This window comes from Bordetella parapertussis, assembly GCF_020735925.1.
GTDB lineage: Bacteria > Pseudomonadota > Gammaproteobacteria > Burkholderiales > Burkholderiaceae_B > Bordetella > Bordetella pertussis.
The window spans coordinates 830,846-856,855 of the sequence record NZ_CP085971.1 but is presented as its reverse complement, the minus strand read 5'-3'; the positions used below and the strand labels follow the sequence as shown (position 1 = coordinate 856,855).

The window sequence follows — 26,010 nt, the reverse complement described above, 5'->3', positions numbered from 1 at the left end:
GCTTAGTAAGGAAAATTGACCGGCGCCAGGAGCAGCATGTATTTGCCGGTGCCTTTGTCGAAGACCTTCACCGCGAGGTCGGCCCGCTGCCCCACATCCGCCGGGGTGAAGGTTCCCGCGGGCCAGCTCACCCTGACGTCGTACTCAGACGAATCACGGCCCGGCGTCACCTGGGCACGCATGGCCGCGGCCGCCCGCTTGGCAAATTCACTCCCGTCCGCTTCCGGCGGCATGACCTTGGCCACGGGCGCGCCACCCGAGTAAAAGTACCGAGGAATGGAGAGGAGAACCGCCGAGGTGTCCGAAGTCGAGACGCCGTTGAACTTCGGCGTGTACGGCAGGAACGCGGTGAAATCCAGCCCTCCCTTCGTGAACTTATCCTCATAGGTGCGCGTCGCGACGACGGTCTGGACACCATTGACTTCCGTGCTCAGCGACACGACACCCCGCGGGATGTCCATGGGCGAGGAAACACTGAAAGTGCCATCCCCCTTCGCCCGCGTCCGCGCCTCGTCGCCGCCCGGGAAACTCACCACAACGGTCGCATCGGGCGAGGTCTTGCCCGAGACGGTAACGATACCGTTCCTCGAGTTGGTCTCGATGTTCGTGATCGCATTGGCCGGCACGAATTCGTCACGGTAGTCTTGCCGCACCTCCGGGCTGGCATTTCCGGCGGGGTTCCTGGCAGACACCTGAATGATGCCCGAGAAAATGTCGTTGTCGGACGTCACCGAATAGCTGCCGTCCTTGCCCGCCTTGACGGTCTTGCGCCCGCCATCCGGGAACTGGACCGTCACATCGTTGTCCGGATCCGCCGTGCCCGCCACCGTCACCACGCCCGAGGAGCGGTCGGTCGTCACGCGTACGATCGTCGGCGCGGCCGACGGGGTCTTGTCCACGGTGTCCACATAGGCGCGGGTGCCCTCGGGGCTCCGGTTGCCCGCCTTGTCGGTGGCCTGCACATGGATGTCGCCCGCCACCATGTCGCCATCCGAAGTCGCCGCATAGGCGCCGTCGGCACCGGCATCGACGGTCTTGGCGGTGCCGTCCGGAAAGTGGACGTCCACCTGCGCACCCGGCTCCGCCTGGCCCGTCACGGTCACGCGGCCGGTATCGGCTTGCGCCGTCACGGCATCGATCGTCGGCGCGAGCGTCGCGGGCGGCAGATAATCCGCGACGGCACGCGCTTCCTTGCGCGTCTGCGGATGAGTCGCCTGAACCAGCACTTTCCCCTGCGTCACTTTGCGCGTCGAACGCACCGTGAACAGGCCCTTCGCATCCGCCTTGGCGAGCACCGATTCGCCATTGGGAAACGACACCTTGACGTCGACCTTCGGTTCGGTCTTGCCCCGTACCTCCAGCGCGCGATCCGCCGGCAGCGGCACCAGCGCCATCACCGCGACCTGCAGATCGCCCAGCACCACCTCGTCGACGTACCGATAAGTCACTTCGCGGCTGCTGTCGCCCTCGGCGTTACGGGCGCGCAGCGCCAGGACGCCGGACGGCTGATCGCCGGCGGAGGTATAGGCAAAACGACCGCTGGCATCCGCCGTGGCGGTGCCCGTCATGCCGTCGGGCATGCGCACCGTCACCGTCGCGAACGGCTGGGTCACGCCGATCACCGTCACCCGGCCATCGGCCTGCAGGGTCGAGACCTTGCTCACGACCAGCGGCAGAATGATCTCCTTGCGCCGCGTGTTCAGGACGATGCGGTTCTCGCGCTCGACCAGGGCGTGCCGCCGGGCGTCGGGCGAGAAGGCCGGCGTGCCCGAAGCGTCGCGCCGCAATTGCTTGGACAGCGGTTCCGAGAGATTGATGTTCAGGCCCAGCTGCATGCGGGTTTCGCGTCCGCCGCCGATCACCTTGGTCTGCTCCAGTCCCACGCTGACCAGCGACACGGGGCGATACTCCACGCCGACCTTGAAGCCCTTGGCGCCGGCCTGGGTGCGGCCGTTGTCGAAGTAGTCCACTTCGTCGCCATTCCAGCGGAAATGCGTCGCGCTCAGACTCAGCCCGGGCGCGAACGCCGGACGGTAGCCGACCCCCACATCCATGCCCGAGGCGGGCTTTTCCTCGCGACGATTATTGCGCTTGGCGCCCTTCCAGTCGGACAGCGGCGCATACACATTGCCGTACAGGCTGAACTCCGGCGCGATCACCTCCAGCCCCACGGAGCCGCGCAGATGCTGCTTGCCAAACTCGTAATCCAGGAAGCCGTTGGCGCCGACCATCAGCGCATCGTTGACCTCGCGCCGATACACCGCGCCCGCATTGGCCGTGGGACGATCGTTCTGGTTGTGCGCCCCCAGCTGCAGCAGGCCCGTGTTGCGTCCGGCGCGGTAGACCTCATCTATCGTGTTCAGTTGCAGCGACGTGCGGCCCGACTCGAAATCGTGGCTCAACCCGCCTTGCAGATTGCGCAGAAAGGGCAGACCCGATTTCCGAGCCAGGTTCACGCCATCGCGCAAGACATCATTGACCTGGGCCTGCGCTTCACGCTTGAGATAGTCGCCGTCGACCCGGGCGCCGGGTTGGCGCTCGGCCTGGCGCCGGGCCAGCGACTCGGCCTGGGCGGCCAGCTTGCGGGTCCATGCCGCATCCTGCCCCGCCTCCTCCTGCGCCACACGGGCCGGGCGCAGCGTCGGCGCTCCCAGCCCAGCAGCTGGTCCAGGCTGTGGCCGGTCAGGCGTTGCCACCAGGCATCGTAGGGCACCAGCGAATAGGTGTAGTGCGCGCCCACGGCGTGCAGGCACAGGTACAGGAAGATCAAGGTGTAGGACACGCGCGAGAACACGAACCAGCGCCGCGTCGCATACAGCGCGACGCCGAACCCCAGCACCAGGGCGTTCTCGAGCAGCCAGTCGGAGCGGTCATGGGGCTCGATGGCCAGCGCCAGCTACAGCGCCGCGTACAGCACGGCCAGCGCCGGCAGATAGCGCCGGCGGGCAAACAGCCCGGCGCGCGCTTCAGTCATCGCGCACCCTGCCGCGCAGGCGCTTGGTTTCGCCGTGCTGGACCTTGCGCTGCACGCGCCGGCGCTGCGAGCCCAGGGTCGGCCGGGTGGCGCGGCGCGGCCGCACCGGCCGCAGGGCCTCGCGCAGCAGCGCCAGCAGGCGCTCGACGGCATCGGCGCGATTCTTCTCCTGGCTGCGATGCGTCTGCGCCTTGATGACGATGACGCCATCGCTGGAAATGCGCCGGTCCGCCAATGCCAGCACCGTTTCCTTGACGCTGTCGGGCAGCGACGAAGCACGCACATCGAAGCGCAGATGAATGGCGCTGGACACCTTGTTGACGTTCTGTCCGCCCGCGCCCTGCGCCCGGATCATGTCGAAATCCAGCTCGCGTTCGTCCAGATAGAGGGAACCCAATACATGCAGCATAGGGCGCCAGTCTACGCCTGTTGCCGAAGGCGGCAAACGCCCGGGCCGCCGCCCGGTAAAATAGGGTTCATCGCGCAATAGCGTGGAGGGGTTTGGCAAGTTTTCGTATTCTTGACGGCAGGTATTTGCCATCAGGAGTGCAGGGAGATGCTGGATCGCAAGTTGCTGGAGTCGCTGGGAGGCTGGCAGGGCTATGGCGTCGAACGCGTGGAATGGCCCGAAGACCCAGGGCGCACGCTGTCGATCTATTTGAAGCCAACGGCCAAGGTGATGCTGTGCGAGCAGTGCGGCGCGCGGTGTCGCCAGGTGCATGAGACCACGGTTCGACGGGTGCGAGATCTGCCGTTATTCGAGTATCGGGTCGTTCTGCACGTGCCGCGCCGACGCTTGTGGTGTGAGCAATGCGGCGGCCCGCGCCTGGAGCGGCTTGCCTGGCTGGGGCGATATCAACGGGTGACGGATCGGCTGGCGCAGGCCTGCAGCCAATTGCTGCAATCGAGCAACGTGCAGGCGGTGGCGAGGTTCTTCGAGCTGGGTTGGCATACCGTCAAGACGCTGGACAAGGCTCGGCTGCGTGCGTCGGTGCGCGAACCGGATTGGTCCAAGATCGAGTATTTGGCGATGGACGAGTTTGCCCTGCACAAAGGGCATCGCTACGCGACAGTGGTGGTCGATCCGATCGGCAGGCAGGTGCTGTGGATTGGCCCAGGACGCTCACGCGAGACGGCCCGGGCGTTCTTCGAACAATTGCCGCCTGGGGCCGCCCAACGCATCAAGGCCGTTGCCATCGACATGACCACCGCCTACGAGTTGGAGATCCAGGCCCACAGCCCACAGGCGGAGATCGTCTATGACTTGTTCCATGTCGTGGCCAAGTATGGACGAGAGGTCATTGATCGGGTGCGCGTGGATCAGGCCAATCAACTACGCCAGGATCGTCCCGCACGCAGGATCATCAAATCGAGTCGCTGGCTGCTGCTGCGCAACCGTGACAACCTGGATCGGCAGCAGGCCGTCCGGCTCGACGAATTGCTGCAAGCCAACCAGCCGCTGCTGACGGTCTATGTCCTGCGTGACGAACTCAAACGGCTCTGGTTCTACCAAAGACCTGCCTGGGCAAGACAAGCCTGGAACCACTGGTACGAGCAGGCCGAGCAAAGCGGAATAGCCGCCTTGAACACCTTCGCTCAGCGCTTGAAAGGCTATCTGCACGGCATCCTGGCCAGATGCCGACATCCCCTGAACACCAGCATTGTCGAGGGCATCAACAACACTATCAAGGTCATCAAGCGGCGCGCTTACGGCTACCGCGACCAGGAATACTTCTTCCTCAAAATCCGTGCCGCCTTCCCCGGCAATGCGCGATGAACCAAAAAAAACCCCATCCCGGCATGGCGCCGTGGATGGGGCGGACGTTCGAGGCGCCGCCTTACTGCGCGGTCAGCCCGGCGTGCAGCTCCTGCAAGGGGTAGACCTGCAGGCCCAGCCCCTGGCGCATGAATTGCATGCCTTCCACCGCGGCGCGCACGCCGGCGATGGTGGTGAAGAACGTGATGCGGTTGGCCAGCGCCTGGGTGCGGATGGTGCGCGAGTCGGCGATGGCGTTGCGGCGCTCTTCGACGGTGTTGATCACCAGCGAGACTTCGCCGTTCTTGACCATGTCGACGATGTGCGGACGGCCCTCGGTGACCTTGTTGACCACCTGCACCGGAATGCCGGCGGCCTCGATCTCGGCTGCGGTGCCGCGCGTGGCCACCAGCTTGAAGCCCAGGTTGTGCAGGCCGCGGGCGACCTCGACGGCGCGCGGCTTGTCCTGGTTCCGCACGCTGATGAAGACCGTTCCCGAGTCGGGCAGGCGCACGCCGGCGGCCAGCTGCGACTTGACGAAGGCCTCGCCGAAGCTGTTGCCCACGCCCATGACTTCGCCGGTCGACTTCATTTCCGGGCCGAGGATGGTGTCCACGCCCGGGAACTTGACGAACGGGAAGACGGCTTCCTTGACGCTGAAGTACGGCGGCACGACTTCGCGCGTGATGCCCTGGTCGGCCAGCGTACGGCCGGCCATGGCGCGCGCGGCGATCTTGGCCAGCTGCAGGCCGGTGGCCTTGGACACGTACGGCACGGTGCGCGAGGCGCGCGGATTCACTTCCAGCACGTAGACGTCGCCGCCCTGGATGGCGAATTGCACGTTCATCAGACCCGAGACGTTGAGCGCCTTGGCCATCATGGTGGTCTGGCGCTTGATCTCGGCGATCACCTCGGCCGACAGCGAGTACGGCGGCAGACTGCACGCCGAGTCGCCCGAGTGCACGCCGGCCTGCTCGATGTGCTCCATGACGCCGCCGATGAACACGGTCTGCCCGTCGGCCAGGCAGTCCACGTCGACTTCGGTGGCGTCGTTCAGGAAGCGGTCCAGCAGCACCGGCGAGTCATTGCTGACCTTGACGGCCTCGCGCATGTAGCGCTCGAGGTCCTGCTGCTCGTGCACGATTTCCATCGCGCGCCCGCCCAGCACGTAGCTGGGGCGCACCACCAGCGGGTAGCCGATCTCGCTGGCGTGCGCCAGGGCCTCGGCCTCGGTGCGCGCGGTGCGGTTGGGCGGCTGGCGCAGGCCCAGCTTGTTCAGCAGCTTCTGGAAGCGCTCGCGATCCTCGGCCACGTCGATCGACTCGGGGCTGGTGCCGATGATGGGCACGCCGTTGGCCTCGAGCGCGCGCGCCAGTTTCAGCGGGGTCTGGCCGCCGTACTGGACGATCATGCCGACCGGATTTTCCTTGTGGACGATTTCCAGCACGTCTTCCAGCGTCAGCGGCTCGAAGTACAGGCGATCGGAGGTGTCGTAGTCGGTCGAGACGGTTTCCGGGTTGCAGTTGACCATGATGGTCTCGTAGCCGTCTTCGCGCAGCGCCAGCGCGGCGTGCACGCAGCAATAGTCGAACTCGATGCCCTGGCCGATGCGGTTCGGACCGCCGCCGAGCACGATGATCTTCTTGCGGTCGGTCGGCTGGGACTCGCACTCTTCCTCGTACGTGGAATACATGTACGCGGTGTTGGTGGCGAATTCGGCGGCGCAGGTGTCCACGCGCTTGTAGACCGGACGCACGTTGAGCTGGTGGCGCAGCTTGCGCACTTCGGATTCGGACGAATCCAGCAGGAACGCCAGGCGGCGGTCGGAAAAACCGCACCGCTTCAGCTCCCACAGGATGGCGTAGTCGAGATCGGCCAGCGTCTTCTGCTCGAGCGCGAGCTCGATGTCGACGATTTCCTTGATCTGCGCCAGGAACCACGGATCGATGCGCGTCAGGCCGTGCACCTCGTCCAGCGTGAAGCCCTGGGCGAAGGCATCGCCCACGTACCAGATGCGCTCGGGGCCGGGCTCGCCCAGCTCGATCTGCAGCTTCTCGCGGTCGGTGGTCTTCTGGTTCAGGCCGTCCACGCCGACTTCCAGGCCGCGCAGGGCTTTCTGGAACGACTCCTGGAAAGTACGGCCCATGGCCATGACTTCGCCCACCGACTTCATCTGGGTGGTCAGGCGCGCATCGGCCTGCGGGAATTTCTCGAACGCGAAGCGCGGCACCTTGGTGACCACGTAGTCGATGGTCGGCTCGAACGAGGCCGGGGTGGCGCCGCCGGTGATCTCGTTGCGCAGCTCGTCCAGCGTGTAGCCCACGGCCAGGCGCGCGGCGACCTTGGCGATGGGAAAGCCGGTGGCCTTGGAGGCCAGCGCCGACGAACGCGACACGCGCGGGTTCATCTCGATGACGATCATGCGGCCGTTCTGCGGATTGACCGCGAACTGCACGTTCGAACCGCCGGTGTCCACGCCGATCTCGCGCAATACCGCGATCGACGCGTTGCGCATAATCTGGTATTCCTTGTCGGTCAGCGTCTGGGCCGGCGCCACGGTGATCGAATCGCCGGTGTGCACGCCCATCGGGTCCAGGTTCTCGATCGAGCAGACGATGATGCAGTTGTCCGCCTTGTCGCGCACCACTTCCATCTCGAACTCTTTCCAGCCGAGCAGCGACTCCTCGATCAGCAGCTCCTTGGTCGGCGAGGCTTCCAGGCCGCGGCGGCAGATGACCTCGAATTCCTCGGCGTTATAGGCGATGCCGCCGCCCGAGCCGCCCAGCGTGAAGCTGGGGCGGATGACGACGGGAAAGCCCGCCGTGCCGATGTCGGCCGCGATGCGGCGCTGCACTTCCCAGGCCTCGTCCATCGAGTGGGCCACGCCCGACTTGGCCGATTCCAGGCCGATGTCGGTCATGGCCTGCTTGAACTTCTGGCGGTCTTCGGCCTTCTCGATGGCGTGCTCGTTGGCGCCGATCAGCTCGACGTTGTGCTTTTTCAGCACGCCGTGGTGGGCCAGGTCGAGCGCGCAGTTCAGCGCGGTCTGGCCACCCATGGTGGGCAGCAGCGCATCGGGCTTCTCGCGCTCGATGATCTTCTCGACCGCTTGCCACGTGATGGGCTCGATATAGGTGACGTCCGCCGTTTCGGGGTCGGTCATGATGGTGGCGGGGTTGCTGTTGACCAGGATGGTCCGGTAACCCTCGGCCTTGAGCGCCTTGCACGCCTGGGCGCCCGAATAGTCGAACTCGCAGGCCTGGCCGATGATGATCGGGCCGGCGCCGATGATGAGGATGCTTTTTAGATCTGTACGCTTGGGCATGGTGGAATCTTTATTTCTGGCCGGCCATCAGGCTGATGAACTTGTCGAACAGCACGATGATGTCGTGCGGCCCGGGGCTGGCTTCGGGGTGGCCCTGGAAGCAGAACGCCGGCCGGTCGGTCAGTTCGAAACCCTGCAGCGTGCCGTCGAACAGCGAAATGTGCGTGACGCGCGTATTGGCCGGCAGGGTCGCGGCGTCGACCGCGAAACCGTGGTTCTGGCTGGTGATGAAGACGCGCCCGGATTGCACGTCCTGCACCGGGTGGTTGGCCCCGTGGTGGCCGGTCTTCATCTTGACGGTCTTGCCGCCCAGCGCCAGGCCCATCAGCTGGTGGCCCAGGCAGATGCCGAACACCGGCAGCTTGCGCTCCAGGAAGGCGCGCGTGGCGTCCACCGCGTAGTCGCACGGCTCGGGATCGCCCGGGCCGTTGGACAGGAACACGCCGTCGGGTTGCAGCTTGAACGCTTCCTCGGCGGTAGTCTGCGCCGGCACCAGCGTGACACGGCAGCCGCGATCGGCCAGCAGGCGCAGGATGTTGCTCTTGACGCCATAGTCATAGGCCACGACGTGGAAGCGGTCCTGGGCCGGCTGCGTGTAGCCCGAGCCCAGTTCCCAGGTGCCCTGGGTCCAGTCGGCGCGCTCCTTGATGGAGACGACCTTGGCCAGGTCCTGGCCGCTCATGCCCGGAAAGCCGCGGGCCAGCTCGACCGCGCGCTCGGCGTCCTCGCCGACCAGGATGCACGAGCCCTGGGCGCCGGACTCGCGCAGGATGCGGGTCAGCTTGCGCGTGTCGATGCCCGCAATGGCGACGATGCCTTGCGCGTTCAGGTACTCGGGCAGCGATTGCGTGGCGCGGAAATTGGACACGCGCGCCGGGCAGTCGCGCACCACCAGACCGGCGGCGTACACACGATTGGCCTCGACGTCTTCAGGATTGACGCCGGTATTGCCAATGTGGGGATAGGTCAGCATGACGGTCTGCCCGGCGTAGCTCGGGTCTGTCAGGATTTCCTGGTATCCGGTCATCGAAGTGTTGAACACCACTTCGGCCACGGTATGCCCAGGCGCGCCTATCGATACGCCCCGAAAAATGGTACCGTCCGCCAAAGCCAGAATTGCAGGAGGGAAGCGGTTGATCCCCTCGGGAAAAAGTTGCGGCAGCACAGTAAACCCCGGTTTCAGAATCGATAATCAAACTTTCGGATTATACCCTGGACGGCCAATTTTCCCCGCATGGCGCGCCGGACAAGGCTGCGCGGGCAGATCATCCGGGCCGACGGCCATGCCGGCATCGCTACGTCCCCAAAATTTTCCAGCCGTTGCCCGGCCCATGCGCGACGGGGTGCTACCCTAGGGGTTCCGCCACTCATTGTCCGCTCAGATTCGCCTTATGCCCAGCCAACTCGAAGCGTTGCGCCGCCATACCGTTGTCGTTGCCGATACCGGCGATTTCGAAGCGATGCGTGCGCTGCGCCCCACCGACGCCACCACCAACCCCTCGCTGATCCTCAAGGCCGTGCAGCAGGAGGCGTACCGGCCGCTGCTGGTCCAGACGGCGCGCGCGCACCAGGGCGCCTCGCCGGCCGAGATCACCGACCGCCTGCTGGTCGCGTTCGGCCGCCAGATCCTCGATATCGTGCCGGGCCGGGTCTCCACCGAGGTGGATGCGCGCCTGTCCTTCGACACGCGCGCCACGGTCGAGCGCGCCCGCGGCCTGATCGCCCTGTACCAGGCGGCCGGCGTGCCGCGCGAGCGGGTGCTGATCAAGATCGCCTCCACCTGGGAGGGCATCCAGGCCGCGCGCGTGCTGCAGGCCGAGGGCATCCGCTGCAACCTGACGCTGCTGTTCTGCCTGCCGCAGGCGGCGGCCTGCGCCGACGCCGGCGTGCAGCTGATCTCGCCGTTCGTCGGCCGCATCTACGACTGGCACAAGAAGAACGCCGGCGCCGAGTGGGTCGAGGATGCGCGCCGCGGCGCCAACGATCCGGGCGTGCAATCGGTCAGCCGCATCTATCGCTATTACAAGCGCTTCGGCATCGAGACCGAGATCATGGGCGCCAGCTTCCGCAACGTGGACCAGATCCTGGCGCTGGCCGGCTGCGACCTGCTGACGATCAGCCCGGAACTGCTGACCCGGCTGTCGCAGACCGAGGGCGAGGTGCCCGCCGCGCTGTCGCCGCAGGCCGGCCATGACGACGCCGACGCGGTCCGCCTGGATGGCGGCGAGGTGGCGTTCCGTACGCAGCTCAACGAAGACGCGATGGCCAGCGAGAAACTGTCCGAGGGCATCCGCCTGTTCGTGGCCGATGCGCGCAAGCTGGACGCGCTGATCGAATCGCACGGCGCGGCCTAGCCCGATGCGGCGCGCGGGCATGGGCATGCCCGCGCCGCCGGCTAGAGTTTTTCGGTTTCGCCCGACTTGGGCTGCCACTTCATGAGGCGTTTCTCGCCCATCCCCACCACGTAGTCGAGCAGCAGCGCGAAGGCGGTCAGCACCACGATGCCGGCGAAAACCGTGTTCACATCGAAAGTGCCCTCTGCCTGCAGGATCAGGTAGCCCACCCCGCTGGCCGAGCCCAGGTATTCGCCCACCACGGCGCCCACGAAGGCCAGGCCCACCGAGGTGTGCAGGCTGGAAAACACCCAGCTGGTGGCCGACGGCAGGTAGACGTGGCGCAGCAGCTGGCGCCGGCGCGCGCCCAGCATGCGGGCGTTGTCCAGCAGCGTCGGGCTGACTTCGCGCACGCCCTGGTAGACGTTGAAGAAGACGATGAAGAACACCAGCGTCACCGCCAGCGCCACCTTGGACCAGATGCCCAGCCCGAACCACATGCCGAAGATGGGCGCGAGGATGACGCGCGGCATCGAGTTGGCCGCCTTGATGTAGGGATCGAGAATGGCGCTGGTGCCGGGCGACAGGCCCAGCCACAGGCCGAAGCCCAGTCCGCTCACGGTGCCGATGAAAAACGCCAGCACGGTCTCGGACAGCGTCACCCACAGATGGCCATAGATATCGCCGTTGGAGACGAACCAGGCCCATATGCGCCCCCATACCTTCAGCGGCTCGCCGAAGAAGAACGCCACCTTGGGATCGCGCGAGGCCGCGTGCCAGACCAGCAGGATGACGACGAACAGCAGCAGTTGCCAGAAACGTAGGCTCAGCGAGCCCGGCTTGATCAGCTTGGACATGGTTCAGGCTCGCTTCTGCTGGGCATAACCCTTGAGCACTTCCTCGCGCAGCACGCCCCAGATGGCGGCATGCAGTTCGACGAAGCGCGGATGGGTGCGGACCTCGGCCACGTCGCGCGGCCGCGGCAGGTCGATGGCGAACTCGCCGATGGGATGCGTGCCCGGGCCGGCCGACAGCACGATCACCCGGTCGCTCATGGCGATGGCCTCGTCCAGGTCGTGCGTGATGAACAGCACGGCCTTGCGCTTGGCCATCCAGAGGTCCAGCACTTCGTTCTCCATCAGCTGGCGGGTCTGGATGTCCAGGGCCGAGAACGGCTCGTCCATGAGAATGATGTCGGGATCGCGGATCAGCGTCTGGGCCAGCATGACGCGCTTGCGCATCCCGCCCGACATCTGGTGCGGGTAGCGCGTCTCGAAGCCGCCCAGCCCTACCCTGCGCATCCACTCGCGGCCGCGCTCGTCGGCCTCGGCGCGCGGCACGCCGGCGAAATCCAGGCCGGCCACCACGTTCTCCAGCGCGCTGCGCCACGGCAGCAGCGCCTCGCCCTGGAACATGTAGCCGGCCCGCTCGTTGATGCCGGCCAGCGCCTGGCCGAACACGCGCACCGTGCCCGAGGACGGCGCTAGCAGGCCGGCGCCCACGTTGAGCAGCGTGGACTTGCCGCAGCCGGTGGGCCCCACCACGGACACGAATTCGCCCGGCGCGACCGCCAGGCTGGTGTCCTGCACCGCGGTGTAGCGCCGGCTGCGGTCCTCGCGCGCGATGAACGTGCAGGTAATGCCTTCCAGCGACAGCGCGGCTTCAGCCATTGGGGTACTTCTCGTTGGCGCGGCGGGTGTACTCGTTGGTCCAGGCCTTGGCGGGATCGACCTTGGCGGCATCGAAATCGGGCACGAAGGCGGCCAGCGCCTTGAGCGCGGTGGCCGCGCCGTCCTCGGGAATCACGCCGTCGGGCGACAGGCCTTCCATGCTCTTGCCGATGGCGGCCTTGTAGACGGCCGGGTCGCCCAGCAGATAGCCTTCGGGCACGGCCTTGGCGATCTCGTCGGCGCCGGCCTTCTGGATCCACTTGTCGGCGCGCACGATGGCGTTGGTCAGCGCCTGGGCGGTGTTCGGGTTGGCGTCGACGAAGGCCTGCGGCGCGTACAGGCAGGCCGGCATGTTGCCGCCGAAAATCTCCTTGGTGTCCTTGAGCGTGCGGGTGTCGACGATGATCTGGATGTCGCCGCTGGTCTCCAGCATGGACACCACCGGGTCGGTGTTGGAGATCGCGTCGATCTGGCCGCTGCGCAGCGCGGTGACCGCGCCGGCGCCGGCGCCCACGCCGATGAACGAGACGTCCGAAGCCTTCAGGCCATGCTTGGCCAGGAAGAAGTTGACCACCATGTTGGTCGAGGATCCGGGCGCGGTCACGCCGATCTTCCTGCCCTTGAGGTCGGCCGGGCCCTTGTAGCCGGGCAGGTGCTTCTTGGACACGCCCACGCCTATCATGGGCGCGCGGCCCTGCAGCGCGAAAGCGCGGTAGAACTGGCCCTTGGCCTGCAGGCTCAGCGTATGCTCGAAGGCGCCCGAAACCACGTCGGCGCTGCCGCCGACCACGGCCTGCAAGGCCTTGGAGCCGCCGGCGAAGTCGGCGATGCTGACGTCCAGGCCCTCGTCCTTGAAGAAGCCCTTGACCTCGGCGATGGTAAGCGGCAGGTAGTAGATCAGCGGCTTGCCGCCCACGGCGATCTGGACCTTGGCCTTTTCCAGCTTCTGGGCGCGCACGATCGCGGGCGCCAGGCTCATCGCGCCGGCGGCGCCGGCCAGCTTGAGCAGTTCACGACGGGTGACTGACATGCTTTCGTCTCCTATGGGGCCGCCCGCGGGCGGTGTGCCCCAGGCGCGGCCGATCTCCTGGTTGCTGCGGTTTCGGGCAGCCGCCCGCGCGGCCGCGACGGGCGCTCAGCGCCCGATTGCCCCGGTCTGCGCCAGCTCGGCAATCGCCGCTGCATCATACCCCAGCGACCTCAGGACTTCCTCGGTATGTTCCCCTAAGCGCGGCCCCAGCCAGCGCGTGCCGCCGGGGGTTTCCGACAGCTTGGGCACCACCGCCGGCAGCTTGACCGGCGAGCCATCGGGGAAGTGATGCTGCTCGATCATGCCGCGTGCGAGGAACTGCGGATCGGTGAACATATCGGCCACGCTGTAGATCTTGCCCACCGGCACATCGGCGGCGCGCAGCGTGGCCAGCGCCTGCTCGATGGTGTGGGTGTCGCACCAGCGCTGGATGGCGCTGTCGATCTCGGTGGCGCGCCGCGCCCGCCCGTCGTTGCGCTCGAGCTGCGGGTCGTGCGCCAGGTCGCTGCGTCCGATCGCCAGCATGAGGCGATGGAAGATGGCGTCGCCATTGCCGGCGATGACGATGTTCTGCCCATCGCGCGTGGTGTAGGTGTTCGACGGCACGATGCCCGGCAGCGCGCCGCCGGTGCGCTCGCGCACCACGCCGGCCACGTCGTATTCGGGCACCAGGCTTTCCATCATGTTGAAGACCGACTCGTACAGCGCCACGTCGACCATCTGGCCCTGGCCGGCCTGGCATTGCTCGCCGGTGGCGCCGTTCCAGCGCCCGCCGGTAGCGTCGCGATGGCGCAGCGCCATCAGCGCGCCGATCACGCCGTGCAGCGCGGCCAGCGAATCGGCGATCGAGATGCCCACCCGCACCGGCGGACGGTCGGGATGGCCCGAGACATAGCGCAGCCCGCCCATGGACTCGCCGATCGCGCCGAAGCCCGGCAGGTCGCGCAGCGGCCCGGTCTGGCCATAGCCCGACAGGCGCACCATGATGGTGGCCGGGTTGATGGCGCGCAGCTGCTCGTAGCCCAACCCCCATTTCTCCAGCACGCCGGGCCGGTAGTTCTCGACCACGACGTCGGCCTCCAGGGCCAGCCTGCGCGCGATCTCCTGCGCGCGCGGGTCCTTCAGGTTGAGGGCGATGGACTGCTTGTTGCGCGCCTGCACGGTCCACCACAGCGAATCGCCCCGGTGCAGGTGGCGCCAGCTGCGGATCGGATCGCCGCCGCCCGTGCCATCGGGGCCGTGCGGGGTTTCCACCTTGATGACCTCGGCGCCGAACTCGCCGAACATGCGGGCCGCGAACGGCCCGGCGATCAGCGTGCCCAGCTCCAGCACCTTGAGTCCTTTCAGCGCGGACATGAGACTGTCTTCCTCGTAGGGGGCGGTCTTGCGCCGCCTCGGTTGCGCGCCCGGCGGCGCGGGTCAGGCGGCGGCTAGGTCGAACGGCGCTCCATCAAGGCCCAGGCAATGGTGCCGGCATCGACATACTCGAGCTCGCTGCCGGCCGGCACGCCGCGCGCCAGCCGGGTGACTTTCAGGCCGCGCTCGCTCAGGGCATCGCCCAGGAAGTGGGCCGTCGTCTCGCCCTCGGCGGTGAAATTGGTGGCCAGGATGACTTCCTGGACCACGCCGTCGCAGGCGCGCTCGATGACGCGCTGGAAGTCGAGCTCGCGCGGTCCCACCCCTTCCAGCGGCGCGATGCGTCCCATCAGCACGTAGTACAGCCCGCGGTAGCCGTGGCTGGACTCGATCATGTTCTGGTCCGCCGGCGTCTCGACGATGCACAGCAGGCCGGGATCGCGCTTGGGATTGGCACAGGTCGCGCAGACCTCGTCTTCGGTAAAGCTGTTGCAGCGCGCGCAATGGCGCAGGTGCTGCACGGCGCCGGAAAGCGCGCGGCCCAGCATGTCGGCCCCCTGCAGGTCGTGCTGCAGCAGGTGATAGGCCATGCGGCGGGCCGAGCGCACGCCCACGCCAGGCAGGCGGCGCAACGCCTCGATCAGGGCGATCAGCGGTTCGGGTTCGGGGAGTTGGGGATCCATCGCGCAGACAGCAGCGCGCCCGGCGGCCCGGCGGGCCGCCAAGGCGCTATCAGAACGGCAGCTTCATGCCCGGGGGCAGCGGCATGCCGGCGGTCACCGACGCCATTTTTTCCTGCGAAGTGGCCTCGGCCTTGCGCAGCGCGTCGTTGAACGCCGCGGCCACCAGGTCTTCGAGCATGTCCTTGTCCTCGCCCAGCAGGCTGGGGTCGATGGCCACCCGCTTGACGTCATGGCGGCAGGTCATGGTGACCTTGACCAGGCCGCCGCCCGCGGCGCCCTCGACCTGGATCTCGGCCAGCGCGTCCTGCGCCTTCTTCATGTTTTCCTGCATTTGCTGCGCCTGGCGCATCAGGCCGGCGAGTTGTCCTTTCATCATGATCGATGCTTCCTCGGATTAGGGGATTGAGTCTGGCCGGCGCCGCTCAGGCGGCCGGCGGATTGTCTACATGGCGGATCGAGCCGGGCACGACGCGGCCGCCGAAATCGGCGACCAGCGCCTGCACGAAGGGATCGACCGCCACCGCGTCTTCGGCGGCCTGCTGGCGCGCCGCGCGTTCGATCTGGGCCACCGCATGCGCGGTGCCGTCTCCGGTGACGCCAACTTCGATCTCCAGCCGCAGGCCCTGGCCGAAATGTTCGCACAGCACAGTCTGCAGGCGCACGCGGCTTTCGCTTTCGGCCAGCGTGCGCACGGCCACGCGCAACAACACCGCGTCGCCCTGCACGCCGGCCCACTCGCTCTGGCGCGCCAGTTCGGCGGCAAGGCCGGTGACCGGCAAGCGCGCAACCAGCTCGGGCCAGCCGGCCGGCGACATGTCCGCAAGGCGCGACCGCGCCGCGCGGCCACGGCCGCCGGATTCGCGGCGTGGCGTCGGCGCCCGTGGCGCCGGCATGGCCGCGGGCGCGGGCGCCAGCGTTTCGAATTCGTCGTCCGGATCGGCGGTGAAGCTGTGCTCGGGCGCGAAGCCGCCGCCAGCCTCGTCGGGAATGGCCTCGTCGACCCAGGCCGGCGGACCGTCGTCGTCCGCCACGACCGGCGCCGGCGCGGCCGCGGGCTGGGCCGGCGCGGGGGCGGCCACGGCCTCGGGCAGGTCCTCCCAGGGCGGCACTGGCGCGGGCTCGGCGGCGCGGGCCTGGACCGTCGGCGCCGCCACGGGTTCGGGTTCGGCGACAGCCGGCGGCGTCGCCGCAACCGGCGTGGCCGCGGGCCGGGACGCTGGCTCAGGCTCGGGTTCAGGCTCGGGTTCAGGCTCGGGTTCAGGCTCGGGTTCAGGCTCGGGTTCAGGCTCGGGCGCGGGCTGCGGCTTTGATTCGGATCGGGCTACGGCGCGCGGGGCCGCGGCGGCCTGCGGCGCAAGCGCAGGCGTTGGTTCGGGCCGGGTTTCGGCCGGCGCCGCCGCGGCGGGCGCCGCGGCCCGCGGCGTCGTGTCGGCGCGCGGCGCCTGCACGGCCGTTGCCGGGCCGGCCTCGCCATTGAGCGCCAGCATGCGCAGGCAGGCCATCACGAAACCGGCGTACTCGTCGGGCGACAGCGTCAGCTCGCCACGGCTGTGCACGGCCACCGAATAGAACAGCTGCACCGCATCGGGATGCAGGGCGGCGGCCAGGCGCGTAATGTCCTCGGTCAGCGGATCGTCCTGCGGCAAGGCGCCGCGCACGCGCTGCTCGATGGCCACCCGCGACAACAGCACCGCCAGGTCGGCCAGCGCGCCGGCATACGACAGGCCGCGCACCGCCAGCTCATCGGCCACCGCCAGCACCCCGGCGGCGTCGCCCGAGGCCAGCGCATCCAGCAGGCGTACCAGATGGCGCTGGTCGATCGTGCCCAGCATGCCGCGCACCGCTTCTTCGCTGAGGTTGCCGGCGCTATAGGCAATGGCCTGGTCGGTCAGCGACAGCGCGTCGCGCATGGAACCGCCGGCCGCCTGGCCGATCAGGCGCAGCGCCGGCACTTCGAAGCCGATCTGCTCTTCGCCCAGCACCGCCTGCAGATGCCCCACGATCGCATCGGGCGGCATCTGCTTGAGATTGAACTGCAGGCAGCGCGACAACACCGTGACCGGGATTTTCTGCGGGTCGGTGGTCGCCAGGATGAACTTGACGTGCGGCGGCGGCTCTTCCAGCGTCTTGAGCATGGCGTTGAAGGCATGCCCGGTCAGCATGTGCACTTCGTCGATCATGTAGACCTTGAAGCGGCCAGCCCCCGGCGCGTAGACCGCCTGCTCGAGCAGCTGGGTCATTTCCTCGACGCCGCGGTTGGAGGCGGCATCGAGCTCGAGGTAGTCGACGAAGCGGCCCGCATCGATTTCGGTGCAGGCGCGGCATTGGCCGCAAGGCTTGGACGTGATGCCGTTCTCGCAATTGAGCGACTTGGCCAGGATGCGCGACAGGGTGGTCTTGCCGACCCCGCGCGTACCGGTGAACAGCCAGGCATGATGCAGGCGCTGCGTGTCCAGCGCGTGCGTGAGGGCGCGCACCACGTGATCCTGCCCGATCAGGGTATCGAAGGATCGCGGGCGCCACTTGCGGGCCAGTACCAGATAAGTCATGGGCGGATTGTAGAGCCAGTTGCGCGCGCCCGGCACGGCGCGCTGGTTCACTGACCGGCGCGCGAACGCGCCCGCCGGAATGCAAAAGGGGCGCCGCAACCAGGAATGATGCGATCCGCCTGGATCGCGATACATTCCGGTCACGGCGCCCCTTTCAGGGATACCGGTAGGCGAGCCTTACTCCGGCACTGGTTCTGAACGACTATGGCTGCTTCGTTCCCGACCTGACCAGATTCACCGCCGAACCATGCGAAGGGGCCCGCCAGCTACGCATTCTAACAGAATGCGTAGCTGGCGGGCCCCGGCCCGACCGGACCCATCAGGGTCCGGTCGGGCCGTCGGGGCAAGGGGGTGGGCCCCCTCCCCAGCCCTCCCCCCGAGGGGGAGGGGGTGGTGGGAGGGTAGTGTGGAGCGACGGTTTGTGCGTCTGGCTACGGTGGGGTGCTGCTTGGGGCGGCCTGCGCCTATCCCCTGGCGGGGATGGCGCGGCCTTGCGCCGTGATCCACTCCGGCGCCTGTCACCGTGCGGGAAGCGACAACTCCGGCAAAGGGCGCCTGTCCCGCATGAGGACTGGCGCCCGCCCGTGCGGGTGCCGCCTGCCCGTGCGCGTACCTGTCCCCACGGGGACAGGCACACCGCCATACGCCACGAACGCTAGCCTGCCAGGACGGTATCTGCCCCCGCAAGGACTGGCTCCCGACTCTACAGGTCGATCCAGGCGCGTGCGCGGGGGAAGTAGAGGGCGGCGCGGGCGGGGCGGCCGTCCAGGGCGGTGACCTGGGCGCAGTAGCGCATCAGTTGCTCGCCATGGCGCTGGCGCATGCGGATCGCGAATTGTTCGGGCGTCTCGTGCTCGTGCGGACGGCCGGTTTTGTAGTCGACGATGAGCCAGCCATCTTCGGTGCTCAGCGCCAGGTCGATGACCGATACGCGGCCGGCGGCGTCGATGAGGGGCCATTCGCGGCGCGCGCGGGCCTGGCCGAGCAGCCAGCGGCCGCGCTCGTCGTCCAGCGTGGACTGCAGCGTATCCAGCACGGCCTGCGCGGCGGCGTCGGCCTGGCCGGCCGGGATGCCGGCGCGGGTCAGCTGGCGCCGCATGGCCGGCAGGCGTACGGCCAGCGCATCGGCCGACCAGTGCTGCGGGCCGTCGCCGCCGATGCGCGCCAGCCAGGCATGCGCCAGCGTGCCGACCGCCGCGTCATAGCCCGCTTCCAGTTGCCAGGACGGATGCTCGGCGCCTTGCCCGCCGCCGTACGCGCCCGCCGCGGCCTCGCGCGGCAAGGTCCGGGCCGCCAGGCTCGCCAGCCCGGCGCCGGCCAGGCGGCGCAGCGGCTCGCCCACGAGCGCCGGCTGCTCGCCCGTGGCCGCCGCCTGGTCTTGCGCCACGTCGGGCGGCTGCGGCACCGGCAGGTGCAGCCACAGCCGGCCCAGCAGGCTGGCCGACGCGGGCGTGCGGGCCTGGCCGCTGGCCGCGTCGACCGCCACGTGCGCCACCAGATGCAGGCGCTGGCGCGCGCGCGTGGCCGCCACGTAAAGCAGGCGGTCGGTTTCGTAGGCGGCGCGGCGCGCCTCGCGCGCGCCCAGGTAGCGCGACACCGGGTCGGCCTCGGTTTCGGCGCGCGGCTTGATCGGACCGAGCAGCACTCTGCCCCCGCTTTGCTCGAAACGCACCAGCGGCGCCTGGTCGCCGCGCGGCGCCCGATGCAGGCCGTACAGGATGACGGTATCGAACTGCAGCCCCTTGGATTTGTGCATGGTCATGATCTCGACCGTGCCCTGCTCGCCGGTGGCCTGCGGCGCGGCGAACAGGCGCGCCACCGCGGTGTCCAGCAAGCCGGCGTCCAGTCCGCCGTGCGGCGCCAGCCGCTCGATCAGCTGGAACAGGCTTTCGGCATCGCTGGCCGCGCTGGATCCCGGATACAGGCCAGGCCCGCCCAGGCGCCGCCACAATTGCTCCAGCCAGGCGGCCAGCGGCAGCAGGCCGGCGTCATTGGCGCGATCCAGCAGGATCGCCGCCACGGCGCGCAGGCGCCGGTACTCGTCGGGCGCCAGCGCCTGCTCGGCCAGGCAGCCCGGCGCCGGCGCATCGAACAGGCTGCCCTGCCCGCCCTCGGAGCGCGCCGCGCCGCGCAGCGCGCGTTCGAGCAGCGTGGGCACCGGCGTCTGTTGATCGGCGCCGAACAGGCGTTGCAGTGAAGTCAGGGTCAGGCCGCACCATGGCGCGCGCAGCACCGACAGCCAGGCCAGCCGGTCGGCCGGATGCGCCAGCGCGCGCGCCAGCTGCACCAGGTCGGCCACCACGGGCCGCAGCCCCAGCGGCACCAGCTCGACGGCGCGGCAGGGAATTCCTTCCTGCGCCAGGCGGCGCGTCAGGCTGCCCAGGTGGCTGCGGGCGCGCACCAGGATCGCGACGGGATGGCGGCTGCCTTCGTGCTCGGCCAACGCCGCGCGCACCAGGCCGACCACGATGTCCTCGGCCTGCCTCTCGGCGCTGGCGGCGTCGCCGCATTCCCAGGCGGGGTGGAACCGCACCGCCTCGCCCGGCGCCGTCTCGTGGAACGCGGTCGAGGGGCTGTAGGCAATGGCGCCGGAATCCGCGTCATTGGCGCGCGGCAGCAATTGCGCGAACACGCGGTTGACCCAATCCACCACGCCGCCCTGCGAACGGAAGTTGTCGGTCAGCTGCAGAAAGCCCGGCCGGATCTGGCCCACGCCCTGCTCGGCCACCTGCAGGAACAGGCCGACCTCGGCCTTGCGGAAACGGTAGATGGACTGCATCGGGTCGCCCACCAGGAACAGCGTGCGGCCATCGCCGTCCTGCCAGCCGGCGGTCAGCGTGGCCAACAGGTCGATCTGGCCCTGGCTGGTGTCCTGGAATTCGTCGATCAGCAGATGGCGGATCGACGCGTCCAGCTTGAGCAGCAATTCGCCGGGATCGTCGCCGCTGCCCAGCGCGTAGGCCGCGCGCTGGGCGATCTCGATGAAGTCGACTTCGCCGGCCCGCGCGAACTGCACGCGCAGCTGCGCCACCGACAGCGCCAGCGTGGTCAGCTGCGCGCTCAGCACATCCCATTGCGCGTCCGAGAAATACGCATCGGGCATGTCGCGCACCGCCGCCAGCGCGCGCACCCAGGGCGCGCCGCCATCGCAGGCGGCCAGCCAGGCAGTGAACGGCTCCTTGTGGTCGCAACCGGCCGGAAACCCCAGGTTCTTGTTCACGCCCTTGGGGCTGCGCAAGGCGCCCGTGCCGGTCAGCAGCAGATGCGCCAGCGCGCGCCATTGGTCCAGCGCCTCGGCCATGGGCGGCAAGGGAGCGTCCCAATCCTGCAAGGCCGCCAGCCGCGCATCGCCGCTGCCCGCCAGCGCCGCCGCGGCCAGGCGCGCCGGCCCGCACAAGGCCTGGCTCCAGCCGCGCGGCAATTGCCCGCACAGGCTGTCCAGCTCGTGTTCGAGCGCCTCGGCCAGCGACGCTTCCAGGCCATCGCGGTCCAGCCCGAACTGCAGCAACGGCATCCATTGGTCGCGCTGGCCCAGCATCGCGGCGATGGCTTCCTTGGCGGCCTGCACGTCGACGTCCAGGTGCGCCAGCAAGGCGCGCACCGCGTCGTGCTCGTCAGCCAGTTCCAGCGTGGCGCGCGCCGCCGCCTCGTAGTGCGCGCGCGCATCGTCGGCGATATCGGGCATGCCGCCCAGTTCCGACAGCCAGGGCATGCCGCGCACCAGGCCGGCGCAGAACGAGTCGATGGTGCGGATGGCCAGCCGCGCCGGGTGATCGAGCAGGTGCCAGCCCTGCTCCTGGTCGCGCGCCAGGGCGGCGCGCGCCAGTTCCCAGCTGCGCCGCTCGTGCGCCGAGCGCGGCGGCTCGCCGGCGCCCAGGCTCAACTTGTGCAGCACGCGCGCGTGCATCTCGGAGGCAGCCTTGCGCGTGAAAGTGATGGCGACGATTTCCTCGGGCCGCGTCACGGTGGCCAGCAAGGCGAGAATGCGGTCGGTCAGCAGTTCGGTCTTGCCCGAACCCGCCGGCGCCTGCACCAGGAACGAGCGCGACGGGTCCAGCGCCTGGCGGCGCGCGGCGTGGTCATGCGGCAAGCGTTCGGGTTCGGTCATGGCTGGCGGCCCTCAGGCATCCTCGTCGTCCAGGTGCAGGCGCAGGAACGGCATCGCGTCGCAGAACTTCAGGTCGTCCTGGCGCAGCGCCACGTTGGCCGCGTATCCATTGGCGTATTCGTCGGCCAGCATCTCGACCGCCGCGCGCCAGCGCTGCAGGATGCGCGGCCATGGCTGCCCCTCGAACGCCTTGCTCTGCTCGACCGGCGTGACGCCTTCGATGCCCAGGTCGTCGGCCGCCAGGCCTTGCGCGCTGACCTGGCGCGCATGGATCTGCGCCAGCATCAGTCCGGCCACCTCGGTGTCCGCGCCATCGGCCAGTACCGAGGCGTAGAACGGCAATTGCAGGTTGACCGGGCGCGCCCGCGCCCAATCGGATTCGGGCCGGCCCGGCGCCGCGCCGGTCTTGTAGTCGACGATGAGCGCGCGGCCGTCGGCCAGGCGATCCATGCGGTCCAGCCGCACCTTGAGCGCCAGCGCGCCGCGCTGCCAGCTGTGCTCCTGTTCGATCTGCGCCACCTCGAACGGCTGGCGCTGCGCCTCGCTGTCGAACCAGTTGGCCAGCACCGCGGTCGCGCGCGCGCACTCGAGTTCGCGCAGCGCCGCCGGATAGCCGGCCAGTTCGGTACGCGCCGCCTCGCCGATGGCCTGCTCGACCAGCGCCGCCAGACGGCCTTCGGCCATCGCGGCGTGCAAGGCCTCCTGGTCGGGCAGCATGCGCCACACCAGTTCGAGCGCGCGGTGCAGGAACTGGCCGCGCACGCTGACCGTGGCCGCGTCGGCATAGGGCGCCATGGCGCGTCCGCCCAGGCGATGGCGCACGAAGGCCCACAAGGGATTGCGCGCCTGGGTATCCAGCACGTCCAGGCCGCCGCGGCTTTGCCGCTCGGCCTCCAGCGGCGGCCCCTGGCTGTCGTCCAGGATCTCCTGCTCCAGCGCGGCGGCTTGCGCGTCGGCGCCGGGCTGCCAATCGGCCGGCGCCGCGCGCGCGATCAGCGGCGAGGGCCGCAGCTCGCGCTCGCCGTCCATGGCGGCGTGGCTGGCGATCATCTCCGGCGCGCAGCGGCGCAAGGCCATGAACATGCCTTCGGCCCACTCGCGCTCGCGCTCGGGCGTGGCGCGCGGCGCGCCGACCTGGCGCAGCACGGCCAGCGGCAGCAGGGGATTGGGCTTGGGCGAGGCCGGCAGGACGTCGCCGGTCAGGCCCAGCACCCAGATGCCATCCCAGGCGCCGCCCTCGGCCTCGAGCAGGCCCAGCACGTCCAGCCGCGCCGACGGATCGCGCTGCGGCTGGAACGAGCCGGCGCGCGCCGCGCTGGCCAGCAGGCGCACCGCGGCGCGCCCATCCAGGCGGCCGGCGGCCGGCGCCAGCGCCGTGAATTCGGCCAGCAGGTCGCCCAGCGCCCCCATGACCTGATAGGCCACGCTGTCGAGCGCGCGTTCGCCCGGAAAGCCCAGCGCGGTCAGGGCGGCCTTCAAGCGCGGCGCCCAGGCGTCGCAGGTATCGCTGCGCTGGCCGGCTTGCCAGATTGCCATGGCCTGCGACCACCCCTCGGCCAGGCGCGGGCACTCCTCCAGGCCGCGCTGCCAGTCGGCTGGCCCCACATGGGCCAGCGCCTGGCGGCGCCAGCGCGCATCGAGCGCCGCATGGCGCGGCCCTTCCTGCAGGTCGCCGGCGCAATGGCCGGCCAGCAGGGCCGCGCCGAACAGCGCGGGCTCAGCCGCGCCGCGCGCGGCCACCTCGGCCAGCAGCGCCAGCCAGGCCAGGGCCGCGCGCACCGCCGGCCACTCGTCCAGCGCCCGGCCCACCGCCACGTTGAAGGGCAAGGGCGCGTCCTGGCCGGCCAGCGCCTGGCCCAGCACGCGGCGCGCGAACGGCGCCTCGGCCTCCAGCTGCGGCGACACGATGGCGTAGCGGCCGCGCGGATCGGCGCGCAGGCGGTCGGCCGCCCAGCGCGCCGCCGCGCGCCATTCGGCGCCGCGATCGGCGGCCTCGAAGCGTTGCGGCCAAGCCGGCTCGCGCACGGCGTCGCGCCACGCCACCACGTCGGCGCCGCCATCGGCCAGCGCGCGCAGCAGGCGCGCGAAGCGCGGCGAGATATCGACGAAGCCCGCCAGCGCCACATGGCGCGGCGCGCGCAAGGCGCCCTGCCGCAGCGCCTCGAGCACGCGCTCGTAGCCCTGGTTGGCATCCTCGGCGTCCAGCTCGCCGAGCATGGCGCGATAGCGCGCGCGCCAGCGCGAGAACCCGCGGTACTCGTCGGTCTCGGCGCCGGCCGGCACATGCGCCTGCCACTCGTCGACCAGCAGGTCCGCGTCCAGCGCCAGCCGCGCGGCCTGGTCGGCGTCCAGCAGCGCGCGATCGGCCTCTTCCAGGCGGATCGCTTCGCGCCACACCAATTGGGTCGCGAAGCTGGACAGACGGTAGGCCGGCACTTCGTAGCGCTCGTCGAACGCGAGCTCGGCGGCGCAATCGGCCAGCCAGGCCGACAGCGGCATGATGCGCGGCAGCTCGCTGACCTGGCGTTCGCTGCGCAGCTGCGCGGCCAGGTCCAGCGTGAGCCGGCGCGAGAGCCTGTTGTTGACGGTCAGCACCAGCGTGTCGATCGCGGGCAGTTCGCCGAGATCGCGCAACGTGCAGGATGGAAAATCAGTGCGGAAGTCGTCCGACATGGGCCCAGGGCGGCGCGCGGCCTAGAAGCCGCACAGCGCGGCGATGTTTTCCCAGTTGATGGCCATGTCGGGGCTCAGGTAGCTCCAGAATCCCAGGGCCAGCACGGCCGACAGGACCAGCCAGCCGGCAATGCGCCAGCGGCGCGAAACGGAAACGGACGTAGGCATGGCGGCAAGCAGTACGGTTGCGGAAACTCCGTGGCTCAGGCGCGCGCCGCGGCGGGCTGCGCCAGCGGCTGCTCGCGCACCGGCAGGCACAGCAGCGCCGCGACGACCGCCAGGGCCACGCCCGTCCACCATACCAGATCGTAGTTGCCCGTGCGCGCATACACGGCCCCGCCCATCCACACGCCGATGAAGCTGCCGACCTGATGACCCAGGAAGGCGATGCCCGACAGCGTCGCCGCATAGCGCAGCCCGTAGATCTGCCCGATCAGGCCTTGCGTGAGCGGCACCGTGCCCAGCCAGAACAGGCCCATCCAGCCGGCGAACACATACAGCACCAGCGGCGTCAGCGACACGGCCAGCAGCAACAGCATGCCGAAGGCGCGCAAACCGTAGATCGCGGCCAGCAGCAGACGCTTGCTGTAGACCCCGCCCAGCTTGCCGGCATAGAACGAGCCGATCACGTTGCACAGGCCGATCAGCGCGATGGCGGTGGCGCCATGGCTGGCCTTCATGCCGGCGTCGACCACGTAGGCCGGCAGGTGCAGCGTGATGAACGCGGTGTGAAAGCCGCAGACGAAATAGCTCCACGACAGGAAGTGGAACGACGGATGCGCCATCGCCTGGCGCACCGCCGCGCCCAGCGATTGCTGCACGCCGCCGTGCACGCCGGGCTTGCCGCGCAGGAAATACGCCAGGGGCGCACCCACGGCCACCAGCAGCGACAGCACCCACAACGCGCCGGGCCAGTCCAGCCCGGTAATCAGCTGCTGCCCAGCCGGCACCACCAGGAACTGGCCCAGCGAACCGCCTGCGCTGGCGATGCCCATGGCCGTGCTGCGATAGGCCGCCGGCACCGAGCGCGCCACCACCGGCAGGATCACGGGGAACGTGGTCCCCGCCTGGCCCAGCCCCACCAGCACCCCGGCCGTCAGGTACAGGGTGGCCTCGTCGGTGGCGAAACGCGTGCCTATCATGCCCAGCGCATACAGCACGGCGCCCAGCACGATGGTGCGGCCCGATCCGTAGCGGTCGGCCAGGATGCCCATGCCGATACAGGCGGCGCCCCAGACCAGGTTCTGCAAGGCGAACGCCATCGAGAACACTTCGCGCCCCCAGCCGTGCGCCAGGCCCATGGGCTGCATGAACAACCCGAACGTGGCGCGCACCCCCATGGCCAGCAGCACCACGCCGGTGCCGATGAACAGGATGCGCAGGGAGGGTTTCTCGGATGTCGACATGGAACGTCGTCTGCCTTCGGAGGTAGTAATCGGTCGCCCCGCGGCGGGGGCGGATCCGCGATCATATACAAATCCTCGCGATGCCATCGAGGAATACCCCGATACCGTCCGCCATCCGCACTGCCCGCCAGCCGTTTCGCCAGGCGC

Annotated in this window: 17 protein-coding genes, 1 other RNA gene and 1 pseudogene; 2 read left to right on the top strand and 17 right to left on the bottom strand. The window is 69.2% G+C overall.

All coding sequences use genetic code 11. The annotated features are described in order from the left end of the window. Positions 1–2: 2 nt before the first annotated feature. The 3 genes and pseudogenes from LK409_RS04075 to arfB all read right to left on the bottom strand — a co-directional run bounded on the left by LK409_RS04075 (position 3) and on the right by arfB (position 3,383). Positions 3–2,696, bottom strand: coding sequence for an inverse autotransporter beta domain-containing protein (locus LK409_RS04075; protein ID WP_311136340.1), 2,694 nt, complete (start codon positions 2,694–2,696; stop codon positions 3–5). Continuing rightward, positions 2,624–2,896 (bottom strand): annotated as a pseudogene (locus LK409_RS04070) (DUF2238 domain-containing protein); the annotation flags it as partial. The pseudogene LK409_RS04070 and the gene LK409_RS04075, both read right to left, overlap by 73 nt. Positions 2,897–2,966: 70 nt before the next feature. Beyond that, positions 2,967–3,383, bottom strand: coding sequence for an alternative ribosome rescue aminoacyl-tRNA hydrolase ArfB (arfB, locus tag LK409_RS04065; RefSeq protein ID WP_003810909.1), 417 nt, complete (start codon positions 3,381–3,383; stop codon positions 2,967–2,969). A 147-nt stretch (positions 3,384–3,530) separates the two neighbouring features. Between arfB and LK409_RS04060 the strand changes: the two genes are divergently transcribed. Then, complete coding sequence (locus LK409_RS04060; protein ID WP_010927279.1) at positions 3,531–4,751, top strand: ISL3-like element IS1001 family transposase; 1,221 nt, start codon at positions 3,531–3,533, stop codon at positions 4,749–4,751. A 61-nt stretch (positions 4,752–4,812) separates the two neighbouring features. Here the strand turns inward: LK409_RS04060 and carB are convergent, their stop codons facing one another. Both carB and carA read right to left on the bottom strand, forming a co-directional pair. Further along, positions 4,813–8,055: a carbamoyl-phosphate synthase large subunit gene (gene carB / locus LK409_RS04055; RefSeq protein WP_010927917.1), complete on the bottom strand. Its 3,243-nt coding sequence runs from the start codon at positions 8,053–8,055 to the stop codon at positions 4,813–4,815. Between the two features lie 10 nt (positions 8,056–8,065). Then, positions 8,066–9,220, bottom strand: a complete 1,155-nt coding sequence (carA, locus tag LK409_RS04050; protein ID WP_033448474.1) for a glutamine-hydrolyzing carbamoyl-phosphate synthase small subunit — start codon at positions 9,218–9,220, stop codon at positions 8,066–8,068. Positions 9,221–9,446: 226 nt separating this feature from the next. Between carA and tal the strand changes: the two genes are divergently transcribed. Then, positions 9,447–10,409: a transaldolase gene (tal, locus tag LK409_RS04045; protein WP_010926156.1), complete on the top strand. Its 963-nt coding sequence runs from the start codon at positions 9,447–9,449 to the stop codon at positions 10,407–10,409. A gap of 41 nt (positions 10,410–10,450) precedes the next feature. On the opposite strand, the gene LK409_RS04040 is transcribed toward tal, so the two are convergent. From LK409_RS04040 to LK409_RS03985, 12 genes are all read right to left on the bottom strand, one after another. Continuing rightward, positions 10,451–11,245 (bottom strand): ABC transporter permease, encoded by a 795-nt coding sequence (locus LK409_RS04040; RefSeq protein WP_010927916.1) that lies wholly within the window; start codon positions 11,243–11,245, stop codon positions 10,451–10,453. 3 nt (positions 11,246–11,248) lie between these two features. After that, the gene (locus LK409_RS04035) at positions 11,249–12,058 is read right to left on the bottom strand and encodes an ABC transporter ATP-binding protein (RefSeq protein ID WP_004568207.1); all 810 of its coding nucleotides are present in this window, start codon (positions 12,056–12,058) and stop codon (positions 11,249–11,251) included. After that, the gene (locus LK409_RS04030; RefSeq protein WP_010927915.1) at positions 12,051–13,088 is read right to left on the bottom strand and encodes an ABC transporter substrate-binding protein; all 1,038 of its coding nucleotides are present in this window, start codon (positions 13,086–13,088) and stop codon (positions 12,051–12,053) included. The genes LK409_RS04035 and LK409_RS04030 overlap by 8 nt, the downstream gene beginning before the upstream one ends. 105 nt (positions 13,089–13,193) lie before the next feature. Further along, positions 13,194–14,444: a CaiB/BaiF CoA transferase family protein gene (locus LK409_RS04025; RefSeq protein WP_010927914.1), complete on the bottom strand. Its 1,251-nt coding sequence runs from the start codon at positions 14,442–14,444 to the stop codon at positions 13,194–13,196. Between the two features lie 74 nt (positions 14,445–14,518). Beyond that, positions 14,519–15,127, bottom strand: coding sequence for a recombination mediator RecR (gene recR, locus LK409_RS04020; protein ID WP_003809574.1), 609 nt, complete (start codon positions 15,125–15,127; stop codon positions 14,519–14,521). A 49-nt stretch (positions 15,128–15,176) separates the two neighbouring features. Further along, positions 15,177–15,503: a YbaB/EbfC family nucleoid-associated protein gene (locus LK409_RS04015; protein ID WP_003809572.1), complete on the bottom strand. Its 327-nt coding sequence runs from the start codon at positions 15,501–15,503 to the stop codon at positions 15,177–15,179. A gap of 46 nt (positions 15,504–15,549) precedes the next feature. Beyond that, entirely contained in the window at positions 15,550–17,676 is a 2,127-nt protein-coding gene (locus LK409_RS04010) for a DNA polymerase III subunit gamma/tau (RefSeq protein WP_010927912.1), read from the bottom strand. A gap of 166 nt (positions 17,677–17,842) precedes the next feature. Beyond that, positions 17,843–17,940, bottom strand: an RNA gene (gene ffs, locus LK409_RS04005) — signal recognition particle sRNA small type. Positions 17,941–18,379: 439 nt separating this feature from the next. Continuing rightward, complete coding sequence (locus LK409_RS04000; RefSeq protein ID WP_010927911.1) at positions 18,380–21,784, bottom strand: UvrD-helicase domain-containing protein; 3,405 nt, start codon at positions 21,782–21,784, stop codon at positions 18,380–18,382. A gap of 12 nt (positions 21,785–21,796) precedes the next feature. Further along, complete coding sequence (locus tag LK409_RS03995) at positions 21,797–24,457, bottom strand: PD-(D/E)XK nuclease family protein (protein ID WP_010927910.1); 2,661 nt, start codon at positions 24,455–24,457, stop codon at positions 21,797–21,799. A gap of 21 nt (positions 24,458–24,478) precedes the next feature. Further along, positions 24,479–24,625, bottom strand: coding sequence for a hypothetical protein (locus LK409_RS03990; protein ID WP_004568212.1), 147 nt, complete (start codon positions 24,623–24,625; stop codon positions 24,479–24,481). A gap of 35 nt (positions 24,626–24,660) precedes the next feature. Beyond that, positions 24,661–25,863, bottom strand: a complete 1,203-nt coding sequence (locus tag LK409_RS03985) for an MFS transporter (RefSeq protein WP_010927909.1) — start codon at positions 25,861–25,863, stop codon at positions 24,661–24,663. Between the last annotated feature and the right edge of the window lie 147 nt (positions 25,864–26,010).